We start from the raw sequence: 17,666 nt of genomic DNA, 5'->3' as shown, positions 1-17,666 counted from the left end.
TCAAAACTGAACGAAACAAAACAAGTCAACGTTTATTGATGAACTGCGTTCATCAATTCTCCATAGAAAGGAGGTGATCCAGCCGCACCTTCCGATACGGCTACCTTGTTACGACTTCACCCCAATCATCTGTCCCACCTTAGGCGGCTGGCTCCATAAAGGTTACCCCACCGACTTCGGGTGTTACAAACTCTCGTGGTGTGACGGGCGGTGTGTACAAGGCCCGGGAACGTATTCACCGCGGCATGCTGATCCGCGATTACTAGCGATTCCAGCTTCATGTAGGCGAGTTGCAGCCTACAATCCGAACTGAGAACGGTTTTATGAGATTAGCTCCACCTCGCGGTCTTGCAGCTCTTTGTACCGTCCATTGTAGCACGTGTGTAGCCCAGGTCATAAGGGGCATGATGATTTGACGTCATCCCCACCTTCCTCCGGTTTGTCACCGGCAGTCACCTTAGAGTGCCCAACTTAATGATGGCAACTAAGATCAAGGGTTGCGCTCGTTGCGGGACTTAACCCAACATCTCACGACACGAGCTGACGACAACCATGCACCACCTGTCACTCTGCTCCCGAAGGAGAAGCTCTATCTCTAGAGTTTTCAGAGGATGTCAAGACCTGGTAAGGTTCTTCGCGTTGCTTCGAATTAAACCACATGCTCCACCGCTTGTGCGGGCCCCCGTCAATTCCTTTGAGTTTCAGCCTTGCGGCCGTACTCCCCAGGCGGAGTGCTTAATGCGTTAACTTCAGCACTAAAGGGCGGAAACCCTCTAACACTTAGCACTCATCGTTTACGGCGTGGACTACCAGGGTATCTAATCCTGTTTGCTCCCCACGCTTTCGCGCCTCAGTGTCAGTTACAGACCAGAAAGTCGCCTTCGCCACTGGTGTTCCTCCATATCTCTACGCATTTCACCGCTACACATGGAATTCCACTTTCCTCTTCTGCACTCAAGTCTCCCAGTTTCCAATGACCCTCCACGGTTGAGCCGTGGGCTTTCACATCAGACTTAAGAAACCACCTGCGCGCGCTTTACGCCCAATAATTCCGGATAACGCTTGCCACCTACGTATTACCGCGGCTGCTGGCACGTAGTTAGCCGTGGCTTTCTGGTTAGGTACCGTCAAGGTGCCAGCTTATTCAACTAGCACTTGTTCTTCCCTAACAACAGAGTTTTACGACCCGAAAGCCTTCATCACTCACGCGGCGTTGCTCCGTCAGACTTTCGTCCATTGCGGAAGATTCCCTACTGCTGCCTCCCGTAGGAGTCTGGGCCGTGTCTCAGTCCCAGTGTGGCCGATCACCCTCTCAGGTCGGCTACGCATCGTTGCCTTGGTGAGCCGTTACCTCACCAACTAGCTAATGCGACGCGGGTCCATCCATAAGTGACAGCCGAAGCCGCCTTTCAATTTCGAACTATGCAGTTCAAAATATTATCCGGTATTAGCCCCGGTTTCCCGGAGTTATCCCAGTCTTATGGGTAGGTTACCCACGTGTTACTCACCCGTCCGCCGCTAACTTCATAAGAGCAAGCTCTTAATCCATTCGCTCGACTTGCATGTATTAGGCACGCCGCCAGCGTTCATCCTGAGCCAGGATCAAACTCTCCAATAAAGTTAGTTTGTCTAGCATCTAAAAATAAAAATTGACGTTCACGTTGTTTGTTTCGTTCAGTTTTCAAAGAACTACTCGGTCGCTCATTTGCGACTTCCTTATGTTAACATCTTCATTTTTCGATGTCAACTAAGTTTTTCAATTTCTTTTTTGTCGTTTTCTGTGTTTCTGCATCAGCGACGTTTATTAATTTATCATATACTTACTCTTAACGTCAATACTTTTTAATAAAAAATTCTTTTTCTTACATAACGAATACACTCTTCCCTATTAGCAACTCTCCGAAATAAACAAAAAATGATTTTATACCTTTCTTCCATCGCCTTTTTTACAATGCTATGTATACGCTCATCTTCAAAATCAAATAAAAGTTCCTCTAGTTCTCTCTTCAGTATGTATTCCATTTCTTTTTTCTCTTCCTTCGTCAACATAATCCCAAGCAAATTATCACCCCAATAACTCCTTACGTGTACCGATAAACACCGCACTCATTTTCAATTATCAATAATGTATCATCAAAAAACAAAATTCTATCACTCATTATATCCACCACTTACGATGTTAATCCCTTGTTCTCTTTTTTAAATTTAAAGCATATATGTAACTGAAAAGGATTGGACAAAGGGGCGTAATATTATGTTTTTCTTTTTTATTACGAGTAAAAGGACATTTAAACACATTAGCTTAATAGTCGTACTTTCCTTATTTACAGCATGGCTACTCTTTTTAAAAACATATTCACATGAATCTGCTTTTTCAACTGCTACCGGCCCTAAAGTGATTTACAAAGGGGACACTGCAAAAAAACAAGTTGCATTCACGTTTGACATTAGTTGGGGAGACCAAAAAGCTATTCCAATCCTTAATACACTCAAAGAAAGAGAAATTAAGAATGCAACCTTCTTTCTCTCTGCTGCATGGGCTGAAAGACACCCTGATATTGTCGAACGCATCATGAAAGATGGACATGAGATTGGTAGTATGGGTTATAATTACACGTCCTACACTTCACTAGAAGCAAATGAAATACGACGAGATCTTTTACGGGCACAAGATGTTTTTACAAAACTTGGCGTAAAACAAGTCAAGCTATTACGTCCACCTAGTGGCGACTTTAACAAAACGACTCTTAAAATAGCGGAATCACTCGGATACACCATCGTTCATTGGAGTAACAATTCAAATGACTGGAAAAATCCCGGCGTAAATAAAATCGTTTCCACCGTCTCTAGCAATTTAAAGGGTGGAGATATTGTCTTATTACATGCTTCTGATTCTGCCCTTCAAACAAATAAGGCTTTACCATTACTCTTACAAAAATTAAAGAGCGACGGATATGAACAAACATCTGTATCACAACTTATTTCCAACACAAGTACAAAAAGCGAAGATATTAAGTAATTCCTTTCCACACGGTTCTTCACACATAAAAAGCTCTGCTATCTTTCGTTAAGATAGCAGAGCTTTTTTTATCCTAGTGTTTACAGACGATAAGAATCTGGTTAATTAAAAACCCATTCTCTTCTCATTAAACTGACTTACTCTTTTGTCCAATTAAACGATGCAATACAAGTAACTGATATGCATTACATAATAGAAGTGGTATCACCATTAAATATAACCAATCTGTATCATTAATCCGGAGCGCTGGTACCCATTCAAGAATTGTTACAACAACCATAAAGAACAAAGCGGGAACAAATGCTTTTTTATTCGTTTCTTTACTCTTTATGTAAGCGACAATTGCCCCAAACACAAATAACATCCCAGCAACAAGTATGTTATTCCCTAACGAAACTTCCCCATTTGCAATAAGTACTGACCTTAAATAAACGAAATCAAACAATACGAACGCAATAAAGAACAGTTGCACTGCATTCCATAAAGAAGATGACCGAAACATCCCTAACCCAAAACGATGAATCGTTAAATATGCAAAGAACCCCATTTGACTTATAACACTAAAAATAAATCCTACGCCCATCAACCAAAAAGAAACTGCTAGAATCTCCTTTCCGTCAAAATTTTGAAAAAATTTGACGTACTTGTCCCACTCTAAAACAAAACCAATAAAGACTGTGCTAATCCCACCAAGAAACAACGTCGTAAAAAATAGTCGTACCCACTTGCGGCTATTCACAACACATCCCCCATTATTCTTATATTTCTAATTGAATTGTATCAATGACAATTTCAAAAAGCTAGCCATGTTAATGTATAAATTCCTTAAAGAGATTTATATTAAAAAAAGAGAACTTTGCTGAAAGGAGCTCCAACTTATGAAACGGATGCTGCTCGTTTTGATTTCTTCTTTTCTATTTATAGCACTAGTGGCATGTGCACAAGAAAAAGAAGCAAAATCCGAACTTGATTATGATCAAACAAAAAAAATGATTGTTGATATTTTAAAAACCGACCAAGGAAAAAAGGCGATCCAAGATGTATTAACTGATGAAAAAATGAAACAAGCCCTCATACTAGATGAAACAGTAGTAAAGAAAACGATTGAAGATGCGATGGTATCTGAAAAAGGGCAACAATTCTGGGAAAAGCTCTTTAAAGACCCTGAGTTCTCATCGAAATTTGCTAAAAGTATGGGAAAAGAACAAACGAACTTAATGAAAACTTTACTAAAAGATCCTGAATACCAATCAGGTGTTATAGAGATTATGAAAAATCCTGAAGTAGAGAAAATTATGTTACAAACAATGAAGAGTAAAGAATATCGTCAATATTTACAGCAAGTACTAACCGAAACTGCCGAAAGTCCAATCTTCCAAGCTAAGATGATTGACATCATTAGTAAAGGTGTACAAAAAGCCGAAAAAGGTGGGTCTGATAAGAAAGGCGCAGGTGGTGAAGGTGGTTCTCAAGATGGGAACAAAGAATAACAATAAAAATTATAGTAATGAGTGGACAATGTATATATTGTCCACTCATTACTACTTTATTTTTGTGTAACAGCTGTTTTATCAATAACTGTCTCAGCTATCGTACGATAAATAAGACCCGTTGTATGTGTATCTTCATATACTGACGGCGCAAAGTCCTCTTTATTCCAATCAGGTTGTTGAAGTGGAATTCGGCCAAGTACATCCGTTTGGAGTTCCGTAGCTAGTTTATCTCCTCCACCTCTTCCAAACACATACTCTTTTTCACCAGTTGCTTTACTTTCAAAATACGCCATATTTTCAACAACACCAAGAATACTATGTTCTGTACGTAAAGCCATGGCTCCAGCGCGCGCTGCTACAAATGCCGCTGTTGGATGCGGCGTTGTTACAATAATCTCTTTACAAGCCGGCAACATCGAATGCACATCTAAAGCAACATCACCCGTACCTGGTGGTAGATCCAATACTAAGTAATCTAAATCACCCCATTCTACTTCTGTGAAAAAGTGATTTAACATTTTCCCAAGCATCGGTCCTCTCCAAATAACAGGTGCGTTATCTTCTACAAAGAATCCCATTGATATTACTTTCACACCTAGACGCTCCACTGGTATTATCTTATCACCTCTTACGATTGGGCGTTTTTCTATACCCATCATATCCGGTACACTAAAACCATAAATATCCGCATCAATGATACCAACCTTTTTTCCTAAACGAGCTAAAGCAATTGCAAGGTTAACTGAAACAGTCGATTTCCCTACTCCACCTTTTCCACTTGCTACTGCTAAAAATGTTGTATTTGAGTTCGGTGATAATAAGGATTCACTTTTCTCTTCCTCTTGCGTTGGTGCAAACTGAGCTAATTCCTCTTCTGTAAATTCTGCAAAACGAAGTCCAACTGTTGTTGCTCCAAGTTCTTTTACTAACTTTACAATTCCAGACTGCAACTGCATTTGTTCCGCTGTACCTGTCTTTACAATTGCAATTTTAACACTTACATGTTCCTTCTCAGGCTTGACTGTTACCTCTTTAATTGCATTTGTTTCTTTTAACGTTTTATGTATAAACGGATCTACAATCCCTTCCAATGCTTCCACTACCTGCTCTTTTGTTACCATAATTAGCCCAGCCCCCTGTATGAAAAATAACGTAATGTTAATTAAATTTATCTCTCTTTATTTTTGAAATAAATGCGTTTACATTTCCAGTATAACATATTTTCGGAAAACTTCGTTAACGAGAGAAACTCGAAAAATCCTCCTTATTCTGGAGGATTTCCTTTTTCCGTAAAATAACGTAATATACCACGATATATTGCAGCCGCTACTTTTTGCTGGTATTTCTCCGAATTTAACATATATCTTTCATTCACATTCGATAAAAAGCCAGCCTCAATTAAAGCACCTGGTTTTTTGGCATACTTCAATAAATACACGTGAGGAATTGTTTTAGCAGAACGATTCGTATTTTCTAAGCTTGTTCTCAATTCAGCTTGTATAAATTTCGCAGCCCGTTCATTTTCAATCGAAGAACGATAATAGAACGTTTGTGCGCCCCTAGATCCACTACTAGTTAGGGCATTTAAATGAATACTCGCAAAAAAGTCTACATCAGGCTTATTAATGATCTCCACACGCTTTTTTAAATCCTCTGCTTTACGTCTACTATATGACTTTGTATCTTTATTAGCTAAATCATAATCTCCTTCACGCGTTAAAATGACTAAAGCACCTTGTTCTTGTAAATAATCTTGTACCTTTTTTGTAATCTCAAGCGTAATATCTTTTTCTACAATATCCTTTCCACCAACAGCCCCTCCGTCTGGACCACCATGCCCAGCATCTAGTACAATCACTTTCCCTGATAAGGGTAAATTCCAAGCTCGCCACGATTTTGTAATTTGAAATTCTTGTTTAACTAAAAAAAACAAAACAACCGCAGCGAGCGCAAAAGAGATAATTCGAATTCTCTTCATACCTTTCCTCCTCCAGCTAGTCCCTCTAATTACTTATATGGGACAAGAGGAAAGTTTATGCTTGTCTTAGTGTAGCTTTAATCGATATCTTCTTTCGCCTTTTTCATACCCTTCCTGCCACCACAAGCCGATAAACTGCTGGCAAGATTCAAAAAGCAATTCCTCGTCTTGCAACTTAATTTCACGTATAGTCATACTCGTTAAAAATTGAAATAACGTTTCAGTTAATTGTTGTTCTTCTTCTAAAGCCCTATATTTCACATCAAAGAATGATTCACCATGATAACCAAATTTACTGTATCTCGCTCCTAATAAATAAGATTCTATCCCTAGTTCAATACAATAATCTTCATACTGACGATGAAGTTCTTGCATCTGAAAGGCATCACGAATATTTGAACGCAATGTTTTTAATGATAATTCTCGCAGCATTTTCCGCTCGTATTTTAACTGCTTTTCTTTTTGTTTTTCTTGTAAGCTGACAATGACATTCATAGTACTTATAAACCTCCCTAATACGTATTAGTCTAAGCTTCTAAAGAAGAAGCATACGCAGGACGGTAGCACTAAAATATTCCAAGCTAAAAAAATTACAAAAGAAGAATTAAACATAAAAAAACCCCAACCAAAATGGTTGGGGTTTGAAGTTCACAAAAATTAACGTTTTGAGAACTGAGGTGCACGACGTGCGCCTTTAAGACCGTATTTTTTACGCTCTTTCATACGTGCGTCACGAGTTAATAGACCTGCACGTTTTAATGTTAGACGGTATTCTGGATCAGCTTTTAATAAAGCGCGAGAAATACCGTGACGAATAGCACCAGCTTGACCAGTGTATCCACCACCATTTACGTTTACAAGTACATTGTAGTTACCTAAAGTTTCTGTTGCAACTAGAGGTTGTTTCACTACTTCACGTAATGCAGCAAATGGGATATAGTTTTCAAAATCACGACCGTTAATAATAACGCGTCCTTCGCCTGGAACTAGGCGTACGCGCGCTACTGAACTCTTACGACGTCCAGTGCCATAGTATTGAACCTGTGCCAAAGTAAGCCCTCCTTTAATTAATTATCCGCGAAGTTCGTAAACTTCTGGTTGTTGTGCTTGGTGTGGATGCTCTGCTCCAGCATACACGTTTAATTTCTTAGACACTTGACGTCCTAAACGTCCTTTTGGAAGCATGCCTTTAATTGCAAGCTCTAACATTTGTACAGGGTAGTTTGTACGCATTTCTAGAGCTGTTCTTTGCTTAAGTCCACCTGGGTGGTTAGTGTGACGGTAGTAAATTTTATCGTTTAATTTATTACCTGTTAAATGAATTTTCTCAGCGTTAATAATAATTACATGATCACCCGTGTCAACGTGTGGTGTAAATGTAGGTTTGTGTTTACCACGTAAAATGGATGCTACTTCAGTAGATAGGCGACCTAAAGTTTGACCTTCAGCATCAACCACATACCATTTACGCTCAACTTCGTTAGCTTTTGCCATAAAAGTCGTACGCATGTGTTTCCCTCCTCGTTATCTTTTCCATAGAAAAAATCTATTGTTTATCTTAAACACGATTTCCTTCCGGGGCTAATCGTGGTTTTAGAAACAATACCATATGTTATGATATACTTTTGAGTTTCTAATGTCAAGCAAATGTTACACCAGGATTAGTTGTTATAGTTTACCTGCCATAAGTAAAGTCCATGACCTGGAGCCATCTTTCCAGCAAACTGGCGATTTTGTTTCGCTAAAATCTCTGGAATACTATCAGGATCAAGCTTTCCTTGGCCTACGCTAAGTAACGTACCAACAATAATTCTGACCATATTATATAAAAATCCATTACCTACAAAGCGAAAAATTAATTCATCGTCTTGCTCAATTAATTCGATTTCATAAATTGTTCGCACTTTATCTTTTTTGTCAGTTTTTGCCGAACAAAAAGAAGTAAAGTCATGCGTTCCAATAAAATAAGGAATCGCTTTTCTTATAGAGTTTATTTCGAGCGGATATGGATATTGATATACGTAATTTCTACGGAATACATCTGCAGTCTTTGATAATAATACACGATAGCGATATTCTTTTTTCTCGACACCGTAACGTGCATGAAATTCTTCTGTTTTCTTCTCTACCTGCCTGATAATAATATCATCCGGCAACATTGTATTTAAAGCATTACTCCATTGCCACTCTTCAAGAGACAAAGGTGTATCAAAGTGTATCACTTGTCCTTTGGCGTGAACGGTAGAATCCGTTCTGCCTGATGCCTGCACACGAACAAGTTCTCCTTTATGCAACTTCTGCAATGCTTTCTCTATTTCTTGTTGAACAGTACGATGCTGTGGTTGAATTTGGTAACCACAAAAATGAATGCCATCATATGCAACTGTACATTTTATTCTTTCCATTTCTCTATTCTCCATTACGACCGCACCCATGCCAAAATACAAGCTAAACAAAGTAAGCTTACAATTGTTACTGTATCACTTATTTTCCAGCGTAGTTGCCTAAATTTAGTACGTCCTTCGCCACTTTTATATCCACGAGATTCCATCGCAATCGCTAAGTCCTCTGCACGCTTAAAAGCACTGATAAATAGTGGAACGAGTAGTGAGATAATAGCTTTCATCCTATCTTTTATCGGTCCTCCAGCAAAATCAATACCACGTGACGCCTGCGCTTTCATAATTTTACTCGTTTCATCCATTAATGTGGGGATAAATCGAAGAGAAATTGACATCATTAATGCGATTTCATGAACAGGAACTTTCATACGCTTCAACGGCTTTAATAACGTCTCTAAACCATCTGTAATCTCAATTGGTGTCGTTGTTAACGTTAATAATGTCGTCATTAAAATAATAACGAAAAATCGTATAGAAATGTAGATCCCTTGCTCTAATCCTTTTTCATGTATCGAAAACCAACCAAGCTGGAATAGTACTTCCCCTTCTTTATTTGTAAAAATATGCAGGAAAAATGTAAAAAGAAAAATCCATAAAATTGGTTTTAAGCCCGAAAGTACATAACGAATCGGCACTTTTGCAAAAAATAAAGCAATGAGTGCATATAAAAATAAAAATCCATATGAAATCGCATTATTTGCTAAGAAAACAACAAATACATATAAAAAGACAATCAACAGCTTCGTACGAGGATCAAGTTGATGAATGAGTGACTGACCTGGAATGTATCTCCCAATAATCAACTGCTGCATGATTCATGACCACCTTTTCGTAACACCTGCACAACTTCATGAGTAAGATCCTCTAAAGATAAGGTAGCCTTCGAAATTGAAATACCAAACTTCTCTTCAATTGCACGTTTATACTTTAAAGACATTGGAAGATCCACACCGATTTGTTCTAATTCATCAGCATGTGAAAATACTTCCTCTGCTCTTCCTTGCAAAAAGACCGTTCCTTTATGCATGACCACTATTTGATCTGCATACTTAGCGGCATCCTCCATATTATGGGTAACAAGAATGACTGTAAGCCCCTGCTCCTTATGCAAATTGTAAAACATCTCCATGAGCTCGTGCTGTCCTTTCGGATCAAGCCCTGCTGTAGGTTCATCTAATACAAGCACTTCGGGTTCCATCGCAAGTACACCTGCGATTGCAACACGCCTCATTTGCCCACCGCTTAATTCAAACGGAGAACGTGCTAATAACTCTATGTCCAATCCAACAAGCTGGATTGCATCTTTCGCCTTTTGTTTCGCCTCTTCTTCAGATACACCAAAATTAGTAGGCCCAAAACAAATGTCCTTTTCAACTGTTTCTTCAAATAGTTGATGTTCTGGAAACTGAAAGACAACCCCTACTTTTTTTCGTAGCGGCTTAAGTTTCTTCTCTTTCTTCCCTGCTGAAATTAAATGTTCACCAATTTGAACCGTACCATTTGTCGGCTGCAATAAACCATTTAAATGTTGAATCATCGTCGACTTACCTGAACCAGTATGACCGATAATGGCATAATAGCCCCCACTTGGAAACGACACGTCTACATCATAAAGTGCGCGTCTTTCAAATGGAGTTTTATATTGATAACGATGTTCTACTTTTTGGAATGTAATCTCCAAAGTTCGTTCACCAAGCTTTCCATTGTAAGATGCGTATTTTGCAAGTGAATTTCATTTCTTTTTAATAATTCTGCTATTTTCACCGAAAAAGGTACATCTAATCCAATCTCTTGGAGCATATGAGAGGATTTGAAAATTTTCTCTGGAGTACCTTCCTCTAATATTTCTCCCTTGTTCAAAATAATAATACGGTCTGACTGTGCCGCTTCTTCTAAATCGTGCGTAATCGATAACACCGTAATACCCTTTTGATTAACAAGTTGTCTGACCGTTTCTACTACTTCACGTCTCCCCTGAGGGTCTAACATTGAAGTTGCTTCATCTAGTATTAAAATAGATGGCTGAAGTGCTAGAACACCTGCTATTGCGACTCGCTGCTTTTGTCCACCAGATAACGAATGGGGTTCTTCATTTAAAAAATCTTCCATACGGACAAGTTGCAGAGCTTGTTCTAGTCTTTCTATCATCTGCTCCCTTGGCATTCCGATGTTCTCTAGGCCGAATACAACGTCATCTTGTACTGTCGTTCCAACAAATTGATTATCTGGATTTTGAAATACCATCCCAATTTGCTTTCGAACATCCCATACTGTTTCCTCTGATAAAATCATTGTATCATTTAAAGTAATTGTCCCTGATTCCGGTAAAAATAAGCCATTCAATAATTTTGCAAGTGTAGACTTCCCTGAACCATTTTGTCCAATAACAGATACCCATTCTCCTTCATATAAGGAAAACGAAACATCTTTTAATGCATAAGAGGCTGCCCCAGGATATTGAAATGATATATTTTCTGTCCGAAGTTTCTCTTTTTTCAATACAAGGCACCCTTTCTTCCGCCAAGTTAGCCTATTTTTTTATACTTAAAAAAAAAGGGCCATGACCAGTTACTTGAAAAGAACTGTCCTGCCCTTTTAATCATCATTATACTAACTCGATAATTACCATTGGTGCTGCGTCTCCGCGACGTGGACCAATTTTTGCAATACGAGTGTATCCGCCTTGGCGCTCAGCATAGCGTGGAGCTACATCAGCGAATAATTTTTGAAGTGCATCTTGACCAGTCTCAGCGTTAGCAACCTCATTACGGATGAAAGCTGCTGCTTGACGACGAGCATGAAGATCTCCGCGTTTACCTAAAGTGATCATTTTTTCCACTACAGAACGAAGTTCTTTTGCACGAGTTTCTGTCGTTTGGATGCGCTCGTTGATAATTAAATCAGTAGCTAAATCACGTAACATAGCTTTACGTTGCGCACTTGTACGGCCTAATTTTCTGTATGCCATTCGTAGTTCCCTCCTTTGTTGATGGGTTTAAATCCTCAGTCGTCTTTACGTAAACCTAAACCTAATTCCTCAAGTTTATGTTTAACTTCTTCTAGGGATTTACGTCCTAAGTTACGAACTTTCATCATATCTTCTTCTGTTTTGTTCGCAAGCTCTTGTACAGTATTAATTCCTGCACGTTTTAGGCAATTATAAGAACGAACAGAAAGATCTAGTTCTTCGATAGTCATCTCAAGAACTTTTTCTTTTTGATCTTCTTCCTTCTCGACCATAATCTCAGCATTTTGTGCTTCGTCAGTTAAACCAACAAAGATATTTAAATGCTCAGTTAAGATTTTGGCACCTAAAGAGATAGCTTCTTTTGGCCCGATGCTTCCATCCGTCCATACATCAAGCGTAAGCTTATCATAATTAGCCACTTGTCCGACACGTGTCTTTTCCACTTGGTAAGTCACACGTGATACTGGAGTATAAATAGAATCAATAGGAATTACTCCTATTGGTTGATCTTCGCTTTTATTTGCAACAGCTGGCGTATACCCACGGCCACGCTTTGCAGTTAAACGCATGCGGAAATGCGCATTTTTTGCTAACGTTGCAATGTGTAAATCTGGATTTAAGATTTCAACATCACTATCGTGAGTAATATCAGCAGCTGTGACAATACCTTCGCCCTGTACATCGATTTCCAACGTCTTCTCTTCTTCAGAGTAGATTTTAAGAGCTAACTTTTTCAAGTTTAAGATCATCGTAGTAACATCCTCTACTACGCCCTCTACTGTTGAAAATTCGTGTAAAACGCCATCGATTTGGATAGCAGTTACAGCGGCACCAGGGAGTGAGGATAAAAGAATACGACGTAAGGAGTTACCCAAAGTAGTACCATATCCACGCTCAAGCGGTTCAATCACGAATTTGCCATACTTAGCATCTTCGTTAAGTTCAACCGTTTCGATTTTCGGTTTTTCGATTTCAATCATTAACTAAACCCTCCTTCAAAACGTCGAAACCCCGGTTAAACAAAGGAAGAACCTCTGTTTAACCGAAAGTCCCCCTTAGGCAGTTCCCGATTGTGCACAACAAGCGATGTTTCTGTACGAAATTTCTCGATAATGCATCATATCCATTATAGACAAAAGGGAAAATTCTATACAGAAAAATTACACACGACGACGTTTTGGTGGACGACATCCATTATGAGGAACTGGAGTAACATCTCTAATTGCTGTTACTTCTAGACCTGCCGCTTGAAGAGCACGAATTGCAGCTTCACGACCAGCACCAGGACCTTTAACAGTAACCTCTAAAGTTTTTAAACCATGCTCCATTGCAACTTTAGAAGCAGCTTCAGCAGCCATTTGCGCAGCGAATGGAGTAGATTTACGAGATCCACGGAAACCAAGTGCACCAGCACTAGACCAAGAAAGTGCGTTACCGTGAGTATCTGTAAGTGTTACGATTGTGTTGTTGAAAGTAGAACGAATATGAGCTATACCAGCTTCAATATTCTTTTTCACACGTTTTTTACGAGTGTTTGTTTTACGTGCCATTGTTAGTTCAACCTCCTTTACTTATTATTTCTTTTTATTTGCTACTGTACGACGTGGACCTTTACGTGTACGAGCATTGTTTTTAGAGTTTTGACCACGAACTGGTAAACCACGACGGTGACGAAGACCACGGTAAGAACCGATCTCCATTAGACGTTTAATGTTAAGAGATACTTCACGACGAAGGTCTCCCTCAACTTTAATACGATCGATGATATCACGGATACGTCCTAATTCATCTTCCGATAAATCACGAACTCGTGCTTCCGAAGAAATACCAGCTTCTGTAAGAATTTTTTCAGCAGTTGGGCGACCAATGCCGAATACGTAAGTTAAAGAAATAACAACGCGCTTGTCACGAGGAATATCTACACCTGCGATACGTGCCATTATGAATGCACCTCCTTCTGATTAACCTTGTTTTTGTTTATGTTTAGGGTTTTCACAAATAACCATTACTTTTCCACGTCTACGAATAACTTTACATTTTTCGCAGATTGGTTTAACTGACGGTCTTACTTTCATGTCTCGAACCTCCTTAAAGATTACGGAGTGCTATATTATTTAAAACGGTACGTAATACGACCACGATTTAAATCGTACGGAGATAATTCTACCGTAACTTTGTCTCCTGGTAAAATACGAATGAAGTTCATACGGATTTTACCAGAAACGTGAGCCAATACGACATGCCCATTCTCTAATTCTACTTTGAACATAGCATTTGGCAACGTTTCAAGAACGGTACCTTCGACTTCAATTACATCATCTTTAGCCATTCAATAGTTCTCCCTTCTTCAAATCAGTAACATTTTACACTGCTCTGAAATCCCGGAGAGCCAGCTACTTATAAAGTGGTAAGGATTTCGTATCCTGCTTCTGTAAGAGCAATCGTGTGCTCAAAGTGGGCACACCATTTACCATCTACCGTTACCACTGTCCAGTCATCAGATAGTGTTTTTACATATCGTCTTCCTTGATTCACCATCGGCTCAACACAGATGACCATTCCCGGCTTTAATCTAGGGCCTCTATTTGGTGGACCATAGTGCGGGATTTGAGGGTCCTCATGTAAGTCTTGCCCGATTCCGTGACCAACATACTCCCTAACGATCGAGAATCCATTCTCTTCAGCATGGGTTTGAACCGCATGTGAGATATTTGATAATCTTTCGCCTGGTTTTACTTGTTCTAGACCAAGATACAACGATTTTTCTGTGACATCAAGTAACTTTTGAACAGATTCAGAAATGTTTCCAACTGGATATGTCCATGCAGAATCTCCATGGTACCCATTGTATTTCGCACCAATATCGATACTGATGATATCGCCCTCTTCGAGCTTACGCTTCCCTGGAATCCCGTGTACAAGCTCTTCATTTACAGAAGCACATATGCTCCCCGGAAATCCGTTATATCCTTTAAAAGATGGCGTAGCACCATATTTTCGAATCGTCTTTTCCGCTATTTGATTGAGCTCTTTCGTTGTAATTCCTGGAGTAATATGTTGTTTCAACTCTTGATGAGTTAAAGCAACGATCCTGCCAGCCTCTCGCATGATTTCTATCTCGCGAGGAGTTTTGCAGATGATCATTACGCTAAGCACCCGATGAGAACATCGATATCAGCAAATACTTTATTGATATCTTGCTCACCATTAATGCTTTCTAAGTAACCAAGCTCCCCGTAGAAATCAAGCAAAGGTTTTGTTTGCTTAATATTTACATCTAAACGATTTGCTACAGTTTCCTCGTTGTCATCAGAGCGTTGATATAATTCGCCACCACATTTATCGCACACATCAGCTTTTGCTGGCGGATTGAATTCTAAGTGGTAAGTCGCACCGCACTCTTTACAAATGCGACGACCTGTAAGGCGTGTTAATAACAACCCTGAATCCACATTAATGTTTAAAACATAATCGATTTTTTTGCCAAGATCTTTCATAATCTCTTCAAGAGCTGATGCTTGTGCAACAGTTCGTGGGAAACCATCTAATAAGAATCCTTTAATACAGTCTTCTTGACTTAAACGTTCACGAACAATTCCGATTGTAACTTCATCTGGAACAAGCGCACCTTTATCAATAAAAGATTTTGCTTGTAAACCAAGTTCAGTTTCAGCCTTCATAGCTGCACGGAACATATCTCCCGTTGAGATGTGAGGGATGTTATACTTGGCAACAATCTGTTCGGCTTGTGTACCTTTACCAGCACCAGGAAGCCCCATTAAAATTAAGTTCATCCTTGTTCCCCCTCAGTACATGAGCATGTAGGGAAGATAATTCTTCCCACTTACTCACTGCTTGATAAACCCTTTGTAATGGCGTTTTACTAATTGGCTTTCTAGCTGCTTCATTGTTTCTAAAGCAACGCCGACAACGATTAACATACTCGTTCCGCCAATCTGTGCAGATGGAGGAAGATTTCCCAATTTCGTAAAGATAACTGGTAAGATTGCAATCGCTGCTAGGAAAATTGATCCCACAAAGGTCAAACGATACAAGATTTTTGTTAGATATTGTTCTGTATTCTTACCCGGACGAATACCTGGAACATATCCACCTTGCTTGTTTAGATTCTCTGACATTTGCTCTGGATTAACCTGAACAAATGCATAGAAGTATGTGAAGGCCACAATGAGCGCAACATATATGATCATTCCCACTGGGTGAGAATAGTTAAAGTTTGCAATAATCCACTGCGATACATCATGTTTCGGGAAGAACTGTGCAATAGTTGGAGGCGTAATTAAGAATGAAACAGCAAAAATGACTGGAATAACACCCGCACTATTTACCTTAAGTGGTAAATGAGTGTTTTGTGCTCCAGCATGATTCCCATTCCCTCCTGTTACACGCTTCGCGTATTGAATTGGGATCTTTCTAACAGCCTGTTGAATGAAAATAACACCAACAATAACTGCTAGCACAGCTAGTAAAATCAATGCAACTTTAACGATACTCATGAACAATTGATCTCCGATATTTTGAAACTGTTGTTGATACACTTGAGATATAACACTTGGGATCGCTGCGGCAATACCACCAAAGATAAGAATGGAAATACCATTACCTACACCTTTAGATGTAATCTGTTCACCTAACCACATTAAAAATGCAGTACCAGCAGTCAGTACCGTAGCAATGTATAAATAAGTGCTCCAACCTGGATTCAAAATTAATTGCCCACCTACCATACCGTTAAAACCGATTGACATACCAAACCCCTGAATAAACGCAAGAACAATTGTAAAGTAACGCGTGAATTGCGTTAGTTTACGACGGCCCATTTCGCCTTGCTTCGACCATTCCGAAAATTTAGGAACAACATCCATCTGCAATAATTGCACGATGATGGATGCTGTAATATACGGCATGATTCCCATCGCGAAGATGGAGAAGTTCTTCAAGGCGCCACCGCCAAATGTATTTAGGATACCTAAGGCATTTAATTGATCTTGTGCTTTCAGTACGTCTCCATTTGTAAATGGCACTGGGATAAACGTGCCAATTCTGAATACGACTAACATCGCTAAAGTGAATAATATTTTACGTCTTATCTCAGCAACGCGCATAAAGTTGGAGATTGTACGAAACATTAGATCACCTCAACTGATCCGCCAGCTGCTTCAATTGCTTCTTTAGCACTTGAAGAGAACTTGTGCGCTTTAACAGTTAATTTTTTCTCTACTGCTCCGCTTGCAAGAATTTTAACACCGTCGTTTAATTTGCTGATAACGCCAGTTTCCAGCAATAATTCAGGTGTTACTTCTGTACCATCTTCAAAACGATTTAACGTTGATAAGTTTACAATAGTAAACTCTTTACGGTTAATGTTTGTGAAGCCGCGTTTTGGTAAACGACGGAATAGTGGAGTTTGACCACCTTCGAAGCCAAGACGAACACCGCCGCCAGAACGTGCGTTTTGTCCTTTATGACCTCTACCAGCAGTTTTACCGTTACCAGAACCGATACCACGACCGACACGGTTACGTACTTTACGAGAACCTTCTGCAGGTTTTAATTCATGAAGTTTCATTCCCAGGCACCTCCTTATATTAATGAGTTATCCTTAAGCTTCTTTTACAGTTATAAGGTGAGAAACTTTGTTGATCATACCAAGAATAGCAGGAGTTTCTTCCTTAACTACAGTTGAATTCAACTTTTTAAGACCTAAAGCTTCTACCGTCGCACGTTGATCTTGTGGACGACCAATTACACTACGAGTGAGGGTAATTTCTAACTTTTTCGCCAT

Annotated in this window: 24 protein-coding genes and 1 rRNA gene; 2 read left to right on the top strand and 23 right to left on the bottom strand. The window is 39.4% G+C overall.

Annotation, left to right across the window (positions count from 1 at the left end):
• Positions 1 to 66: 66 nt before the first annotated feature.
• Positions 67 to 1,618, bottom strand: a 16S ribosomal RNA gene (locus tag MHB76_RS00880).
• A 224-nt stretch (positions 1,619 to 1,842) separates the two neighbouring features.
• Positions 1,843 to 2,061 (bottom strand): hypothetical protein, encoded by a 219-nt coding sequence (locus MHB76_RS00875; protein ID WP_033710542.1) that lies wholly within the window; start codon positions 2,059 to 2,061, stop codon positions 1,843 to 1,845.
• A gap of 193 nt (positions 2,062 to 2,254) precedes the next feature.
• On the opposite strand from MHB76_RS00875, the gene pdaB reads away from it, so the two are divergent.
• Complete coding sequence (gene pdaB / locus MHB76_RS00870; protein WP_002063440.1) at positions 2,255 to 3,019, top strand: polysaccharide deacetylase family sporulation protein PdaB; 765 nt, start codon at positions 2,255 to 2,257, stop codon at positions 3,017 to 3,019.
• A gap of 127 nt (positions 3,020 to 3,146) precedes the next feature.
• Here the strand turns inward: pdaB and kbaA are convergent, their stop codons facing one another.
• Positions 3,147 to 3,758: a KinB signaling pathway activation protein KbaA gene (gene kbaA, locus MHB76_RS00865; RefSeq protein ID WP_016103304.1), complete on the bottom strand. Its 612-nt coding sequence runs from the start codon at positions 3,756 to 3,758 to the stop codon at positions 3,147 to 3,149.
• Positions 3,759 to 3,897: 139 nt separating this feature from the next.
• Between kbaA and gerD the strand changes: the two genes are divergently transcribed.
• Positions 3,898 to 4,509 carry a spore germination protein GerD gene (gene gerD / locus MHB76_RS00860; protein WP_078174990.1) on the top strand — a complete coding sequence of 204 codons (612 nt, stop codon included), beginning with the start codon at positions 3,898 to 3,900 and terminating at the stop codon, positions 4,507 to 4,509.
• Positions 4,510 to 4,565: 56 nt separating this feature from the next.
• On the opposite strand, the gene MHB76_RS00855 is transcribed toward gerD, so the two are convergent.
• From MHB76_RS00855 to rpmD, 20 genes are all read right to left on the bottom strand, one after another.
• A complete protein-coding gene (locus MHB76_RS00855; protein WP_002159599.1) occupies positions 4,566 to 5,633 on the bottom strand; it encodes an Mrp/NBP35 family ATP-binding protein in 1,068 nt (355 codons plus the stop codon).
• A 143-nt stretch (positions 5,634 to 5,776) separates the two neighbouring features.
• Entirely contained in the window at positions 5,777 to 6,490 is a 714-nt protein-coding gene (gene cwlD / locus MHB76_RS00850; protein ID WP_078174991.1) for an N-acetylmuramoyl-L-alanine amidase CwlD, read from the bottom strand.
• Between the two features lie 66 nt (positions 6,491 to 6,556).
• Positions 6,557 to 6,985 (bottom strand): DUF2521 family protein, encoded by a 429-nt coding sequence (locus MHB76_RS00845; RefSeq protein WP_002113330.1) that lies wholly within the window; start codon positions 6,983 to 6,985, stop codon positions 6,557 to 6,559.
• Positions 6,986 to 7,147: 162 nt separating this feature from the next.
• Complete coding sequence (rpsI, locus tag MHB76_RS00840; RefSeq protein ID WP_002009728.1) at positions 7,148 to 7,540, bottom strand: 30S ribosomal protein S9; 393 nt, start codon at positions 7,538 to 7,540, stop codon at positions 7,148 to 7,150.
• A 21-nt stretch (positions 7,541 to 7,561) separates the two neighbouring features.
• On the bottom strand, positions 7,562 to 7,999 hold the full coding sequence (gene rplM / locus MHB76_RS00835) for a 50S ribosomal protein L13 (protein ID WP_002029337.1): 438 nt from the start codon (positions 7,997 to 7,999) through the stop codon (positions 7,562 to 7,564).
• Positions 8,000 to 8,151: 152 nt separating this feature from the next.
• The gene (gene truA / locus MHB76_RS00830) at positions 8,152 to 8,895 is read right to left on the bottom strand and encodes a tRNA pseudouridine(38-40) synthase TruA (RefSeq protein ID WP_002124694.1); all 744 of its coding nucleotides are present in this window, start codon (positions 8,893 to 8,895) and stop codon (positions 8,152 to 8,154) included.
• A 14-nt stretch (positions 8,896 to 8,909) separates the two neighbouring features.
• The gene (locus tag MHB76_RS00825; RefSeq protein ID WP_002091546.1) at positions 8,910 to 9,704 is read right to left on the bottom strand and encodes an energy-coupling factor transporter transmembrane component T family protein; all 795 of its coding nucleotides are present in this window, start codon (positions 9,702 to 9,704) and stop codon (positions 8,910 to 8,912) included.
• Entirely contained in the window at positions 9,692 to 10,573 is an 882-nt protein-coding gene (locus tag MHB76_RS00820; protein WP_002113327.1) for an energy-coupling factor ABC transporter ATP-binding protein, read from the bottom strand. Before MHB76_RS00820 ends, MHB76_RS00825 begins: the two co-directional genes overlap by 13 nt.
• Positions 10,549 to 11,391 (bottom strand): energy-coupling factor ABC transporter ATP-binding protein, encoded by an 843-nt coding sequence (locus MHB76_RS00815; protein WP_002091544.1) that lies wholly within the window; start codon positions 11,389 to 11,391, stop codon positions 10,549 to 10,551. The genes MHB76_RS00820 and MHB76_RS00815 overlap by 25 nt, the downstream gene beginning before the upstream one ends.
• A gap of 106 nt (positions 11,392 to 11,497) precedes the next feature.
• Positions 11,498 to 11,860, bottom strand: coding sequence for a 50S ribosomal protein L17 (gene rplQ, locus MHB76_RS00810; RefSeq protein WP_000331490.1), 363 nt, complete (start codon positions 11,858 to 11,860; stop codon positions 11,498 to 11,500).
• Between the two features lie 35 nt (positions 11,861 to 11,895).
• On the bottom strand, positions 11,896 to 12,840 hold the full coding sequence (locus MHB76_RS00805) for a DNA-directed RNA polymerase subunit alpha (protein WP_002091540.1): 945 nt from the start codon (positions 12,838 to 12,840) through the stop codon (positions 11,896 to 11,898).
• 180 nt (positions 12,841 to 13,020) lie between these two features.
• On the bottom strand, positions 13,021 to 13,410 hold the full coding sequence (gene rpsK, locus MHB76_RS00800) for a 30S ribosomal protein S11 (RefSeq protein WP_002009745.1): 390 nt from the start codon (positions 13,408 to 13,410) through the stop codon (positions 13,021 to 13,023).
• 24 nt (positions 13,411 to 13,434) lie between these two features.
• A complete protein-coding gene (rpsM, locus tag MHB76_RS00795; protein ID WP_002159602.1) occupies positions 13,435 to 13,800 on the bottom strand; it encodes a 30S ribosomal protein S13 in 366 nt (121 codons plus the stop codon).
• A gap of 21 nt (positions 13,801 to 13,821) precedes the next feature.
• Positions 13,822 to 13,935, bottom strand: coding sequence for a 50S ribosomal protein L36 (rpmJ, locus tag MHB76_RS00790; RefSeq protein WP_000868344.1), 114 nt, complete (start codon positions 13,933 to 13,935; stop codon positions 13,822 to 13,824).
• Between the two features lie 35 nt (positions 13,936 to 13,970).
• A complete protein-coding gene (gene infA, locus MHB76_RS00785) occupies positions 13,971 to 14,189 on the bottom strand; it encodes a translation initiation factor IF-1 (protein WP_001029884.1) in 219 nt (72 codons plus the stop codon).
• Positions 14,190 to 14,257: 68 nt separating this feature from the next.
• Complete coding sequence (gene map / locus MHB76_RS00780) at positions 14,258 to 15,004, bottom strand: type I methionyl aminopeptidase (RefSeq protein WP_002091537.1); 747 nt, start codon at positions 15,002 to 15,004, stop codon at positions 14,258 to 14,260.
• Complete coding sequence (locus MHB76_RS00775) at positions 15,004 to 15,654, bottom strand: adenylate kinase (RefSeq protein ID WP_002091536.1); 651 nt, start codon at positions 15,652 to 15,654, stop codon at positions 15,004 to 15,006. The genes map and MHB76_RS00775 overlap by 1 nt, the downstream gene beginning before the upstream one ends.
• Before the next feature lie 54 nt (positions 15,655 to 15,708).
• Complete coding sequence (secY, locus tag MHB76_RS00770) at positions 15,709 to 17,010, bottom strand: preprotein translocase subunit SecY (RefSeq protein ID WP_002091534.1); 1,302 nt, start codon at positions 17,008 to 17,010, stop codon at positions 15,709 to 15,711.
• The gene (gene rplO / locus MHB76_RS00765; protein ID WP_002009754.1) at positions 17,010 to 17,450 is read right to left on the bottom strand and encodes a 50S ribosomal protein L15; all 441 of its coding nucleotides are present in this window, start codon (positions 17,448 to 17,450) and stop codon (positions 17,010 to 17,012) included. The genes secY and rplO overlap by 1 nt, the downstream gene beginning before the upstream one ends.
• A 33-nt stretch (positions 17,451 to 17,483) precedes the next feature.
• Positions 17,484 to 17,666, bottom strand: a complete 183-nt coding sequence (gene rpmD, locus MHB76_RS00760) for a 50S ribosomal protein L30 (protein ID WP_001085231.1) — start codon at positions 17,664 to 17,666, stop codon at positions 17,484 to 17,486.

The sequence above is a fragment of the Bacillus sp. FSL M7-1345 genome, from assembly GCF_038006985.1.
In the GTDB taxonomy this organism is placed as follows: Bacteria; Bacillota; Bacilli; order Bacillales; family Bacillaceae_G; genus Bacillus_A; species Bacillus_A cereus_U.
Note: the sequence above shows the minus strand (reverse complement) of the source record. Positions and strands in the feature narration are given on the sequence as shown.

Bases quoted from the DNA above. Each gene is read 5' to 3' on its own strand.
- pdaB (WP_002063440.1), top strand. From the start codon at position 2,255: ATGTTTTTCTTTTTTATTACGAGTAAAAGGACATTTAAACACATTAGC.
- cwlD (WP_078174991.1), bottom strand. From the start codon at position 6,490: ATGAAGAGAATTCGAATTATCTCTTTTGCGCTCGCTGCGGTTGTTTTG.
- MHB76_RS00845 (WP_002113330.1), bottom strand. From the start codon at position 6,985: ATGAATGTCATTGTCAGCTTACAAGAAAAACAAAAAGAAAAGCAGTTA.
- rplM (WP_002029337.1), bottom strand. From the start codon at position 7,999: ATGCGTACGACTTTTATGGCAAAAGCTAACGAAGTTGAGCGTAAATGG.
- MHB76_RS00775 (WP_002091536.1), bottom strand. From the start codon at position 15,654: ATGAACTTAATTTTAATGGGGCTTCCTGGTGCTGGTAAAGGTACACAA.
- MHB76_RS00855 (WP_002159599.1), bottom strand. From the start codon at position 5,633: ATGGTAACAAAAGAGCAGGTAGTGGAAGCATTGGAAGGGATTGTAGAT.
- rplO (WP_002009754.1), bottom strand. From the start codon at position 17,450: ATGAAACTTCATGAATTAAAACCTGCAGAAGGTTCTCGTAAAGTACGT.
- rplQ (WP_000331490.1), bottom strand. From the start codon at position 11,860: ATGGCATACAGAAAATTAGGCCGTACAAGTGCGCAACGTAAAGCTATG.
- truA (WP_002124694.1), bottom strand. From the start codon at position 8,895: ATGGAAAGAATAAAATGTACAGTTGCATATGATGGCATTCATTTTTGT.
- map (WP_002091537.1), bottom strand. From the start codon at position 15,004: ATGATCATCTGCAAAACTCCTCGCGAGATAGAAATCATGCGAGAGGCT.
- rpsM (WP_002159602.1), bottom strand. From the start codon at position 13,800: ATGGCACGTATCGCAGGTGTAGATATTCCTCGTGACAAGCGCGTTGTT.
- rpmJ (WP_000868344.1), bottom strand. From the start codon at position 13,935: ATGAAAGTAAGACCGTCAGTTAAACCAATCTGCGAAAAATGTAAAGTT.
- infA (WP_001029884.1), bottom strand. From the start codon at position 14,189: ATGGCTAAAGATGATGTAATTGAAGTCGAAGGTACCGTTCTTGAAACG.
- rpsK (WP_002009745.1), bottom strand. From the start codon at position 13,410: ATGGCACGTAAAACAAACACTCGTAAAAAACGTGTGAAAAAGAATATT.
- MHB76_RS00805 (WP_002091540.1), bottom strand. From the start codon at position 12,840: ATGATTGAAATCGAAAAACCGAAAATCGAAACGGTTGAACTTAACGAA.
- MHB76_RS00825 (WP_002091546.1), bottom strand. From the start codon at position 9,704: ATGCAGCAGTTGATTATTGGGAGATACATTCCAGGTCAGTCACTCATT.
- rpmD (WP_001085231.1), bottom strand. From the start codon at position 17,666: ATGGCGAAAAAGTTAGAAATTACCCTCACTCGTAGTGTAATTGGTCGT.
- gerD (WP_078174990.1), top strand. From the start codon at position 3,898: ATGAAACGGATGCTGCTCGTTTTGATTTCTTCTTTTCTATTTATAGCA.
- secY (WP_002091534.1), bottom strand. From the start codon at position 17,010: ATGTTTCGTACAATCTCCAACTTTATGCGCGTTGCTGAGATAAGACGT.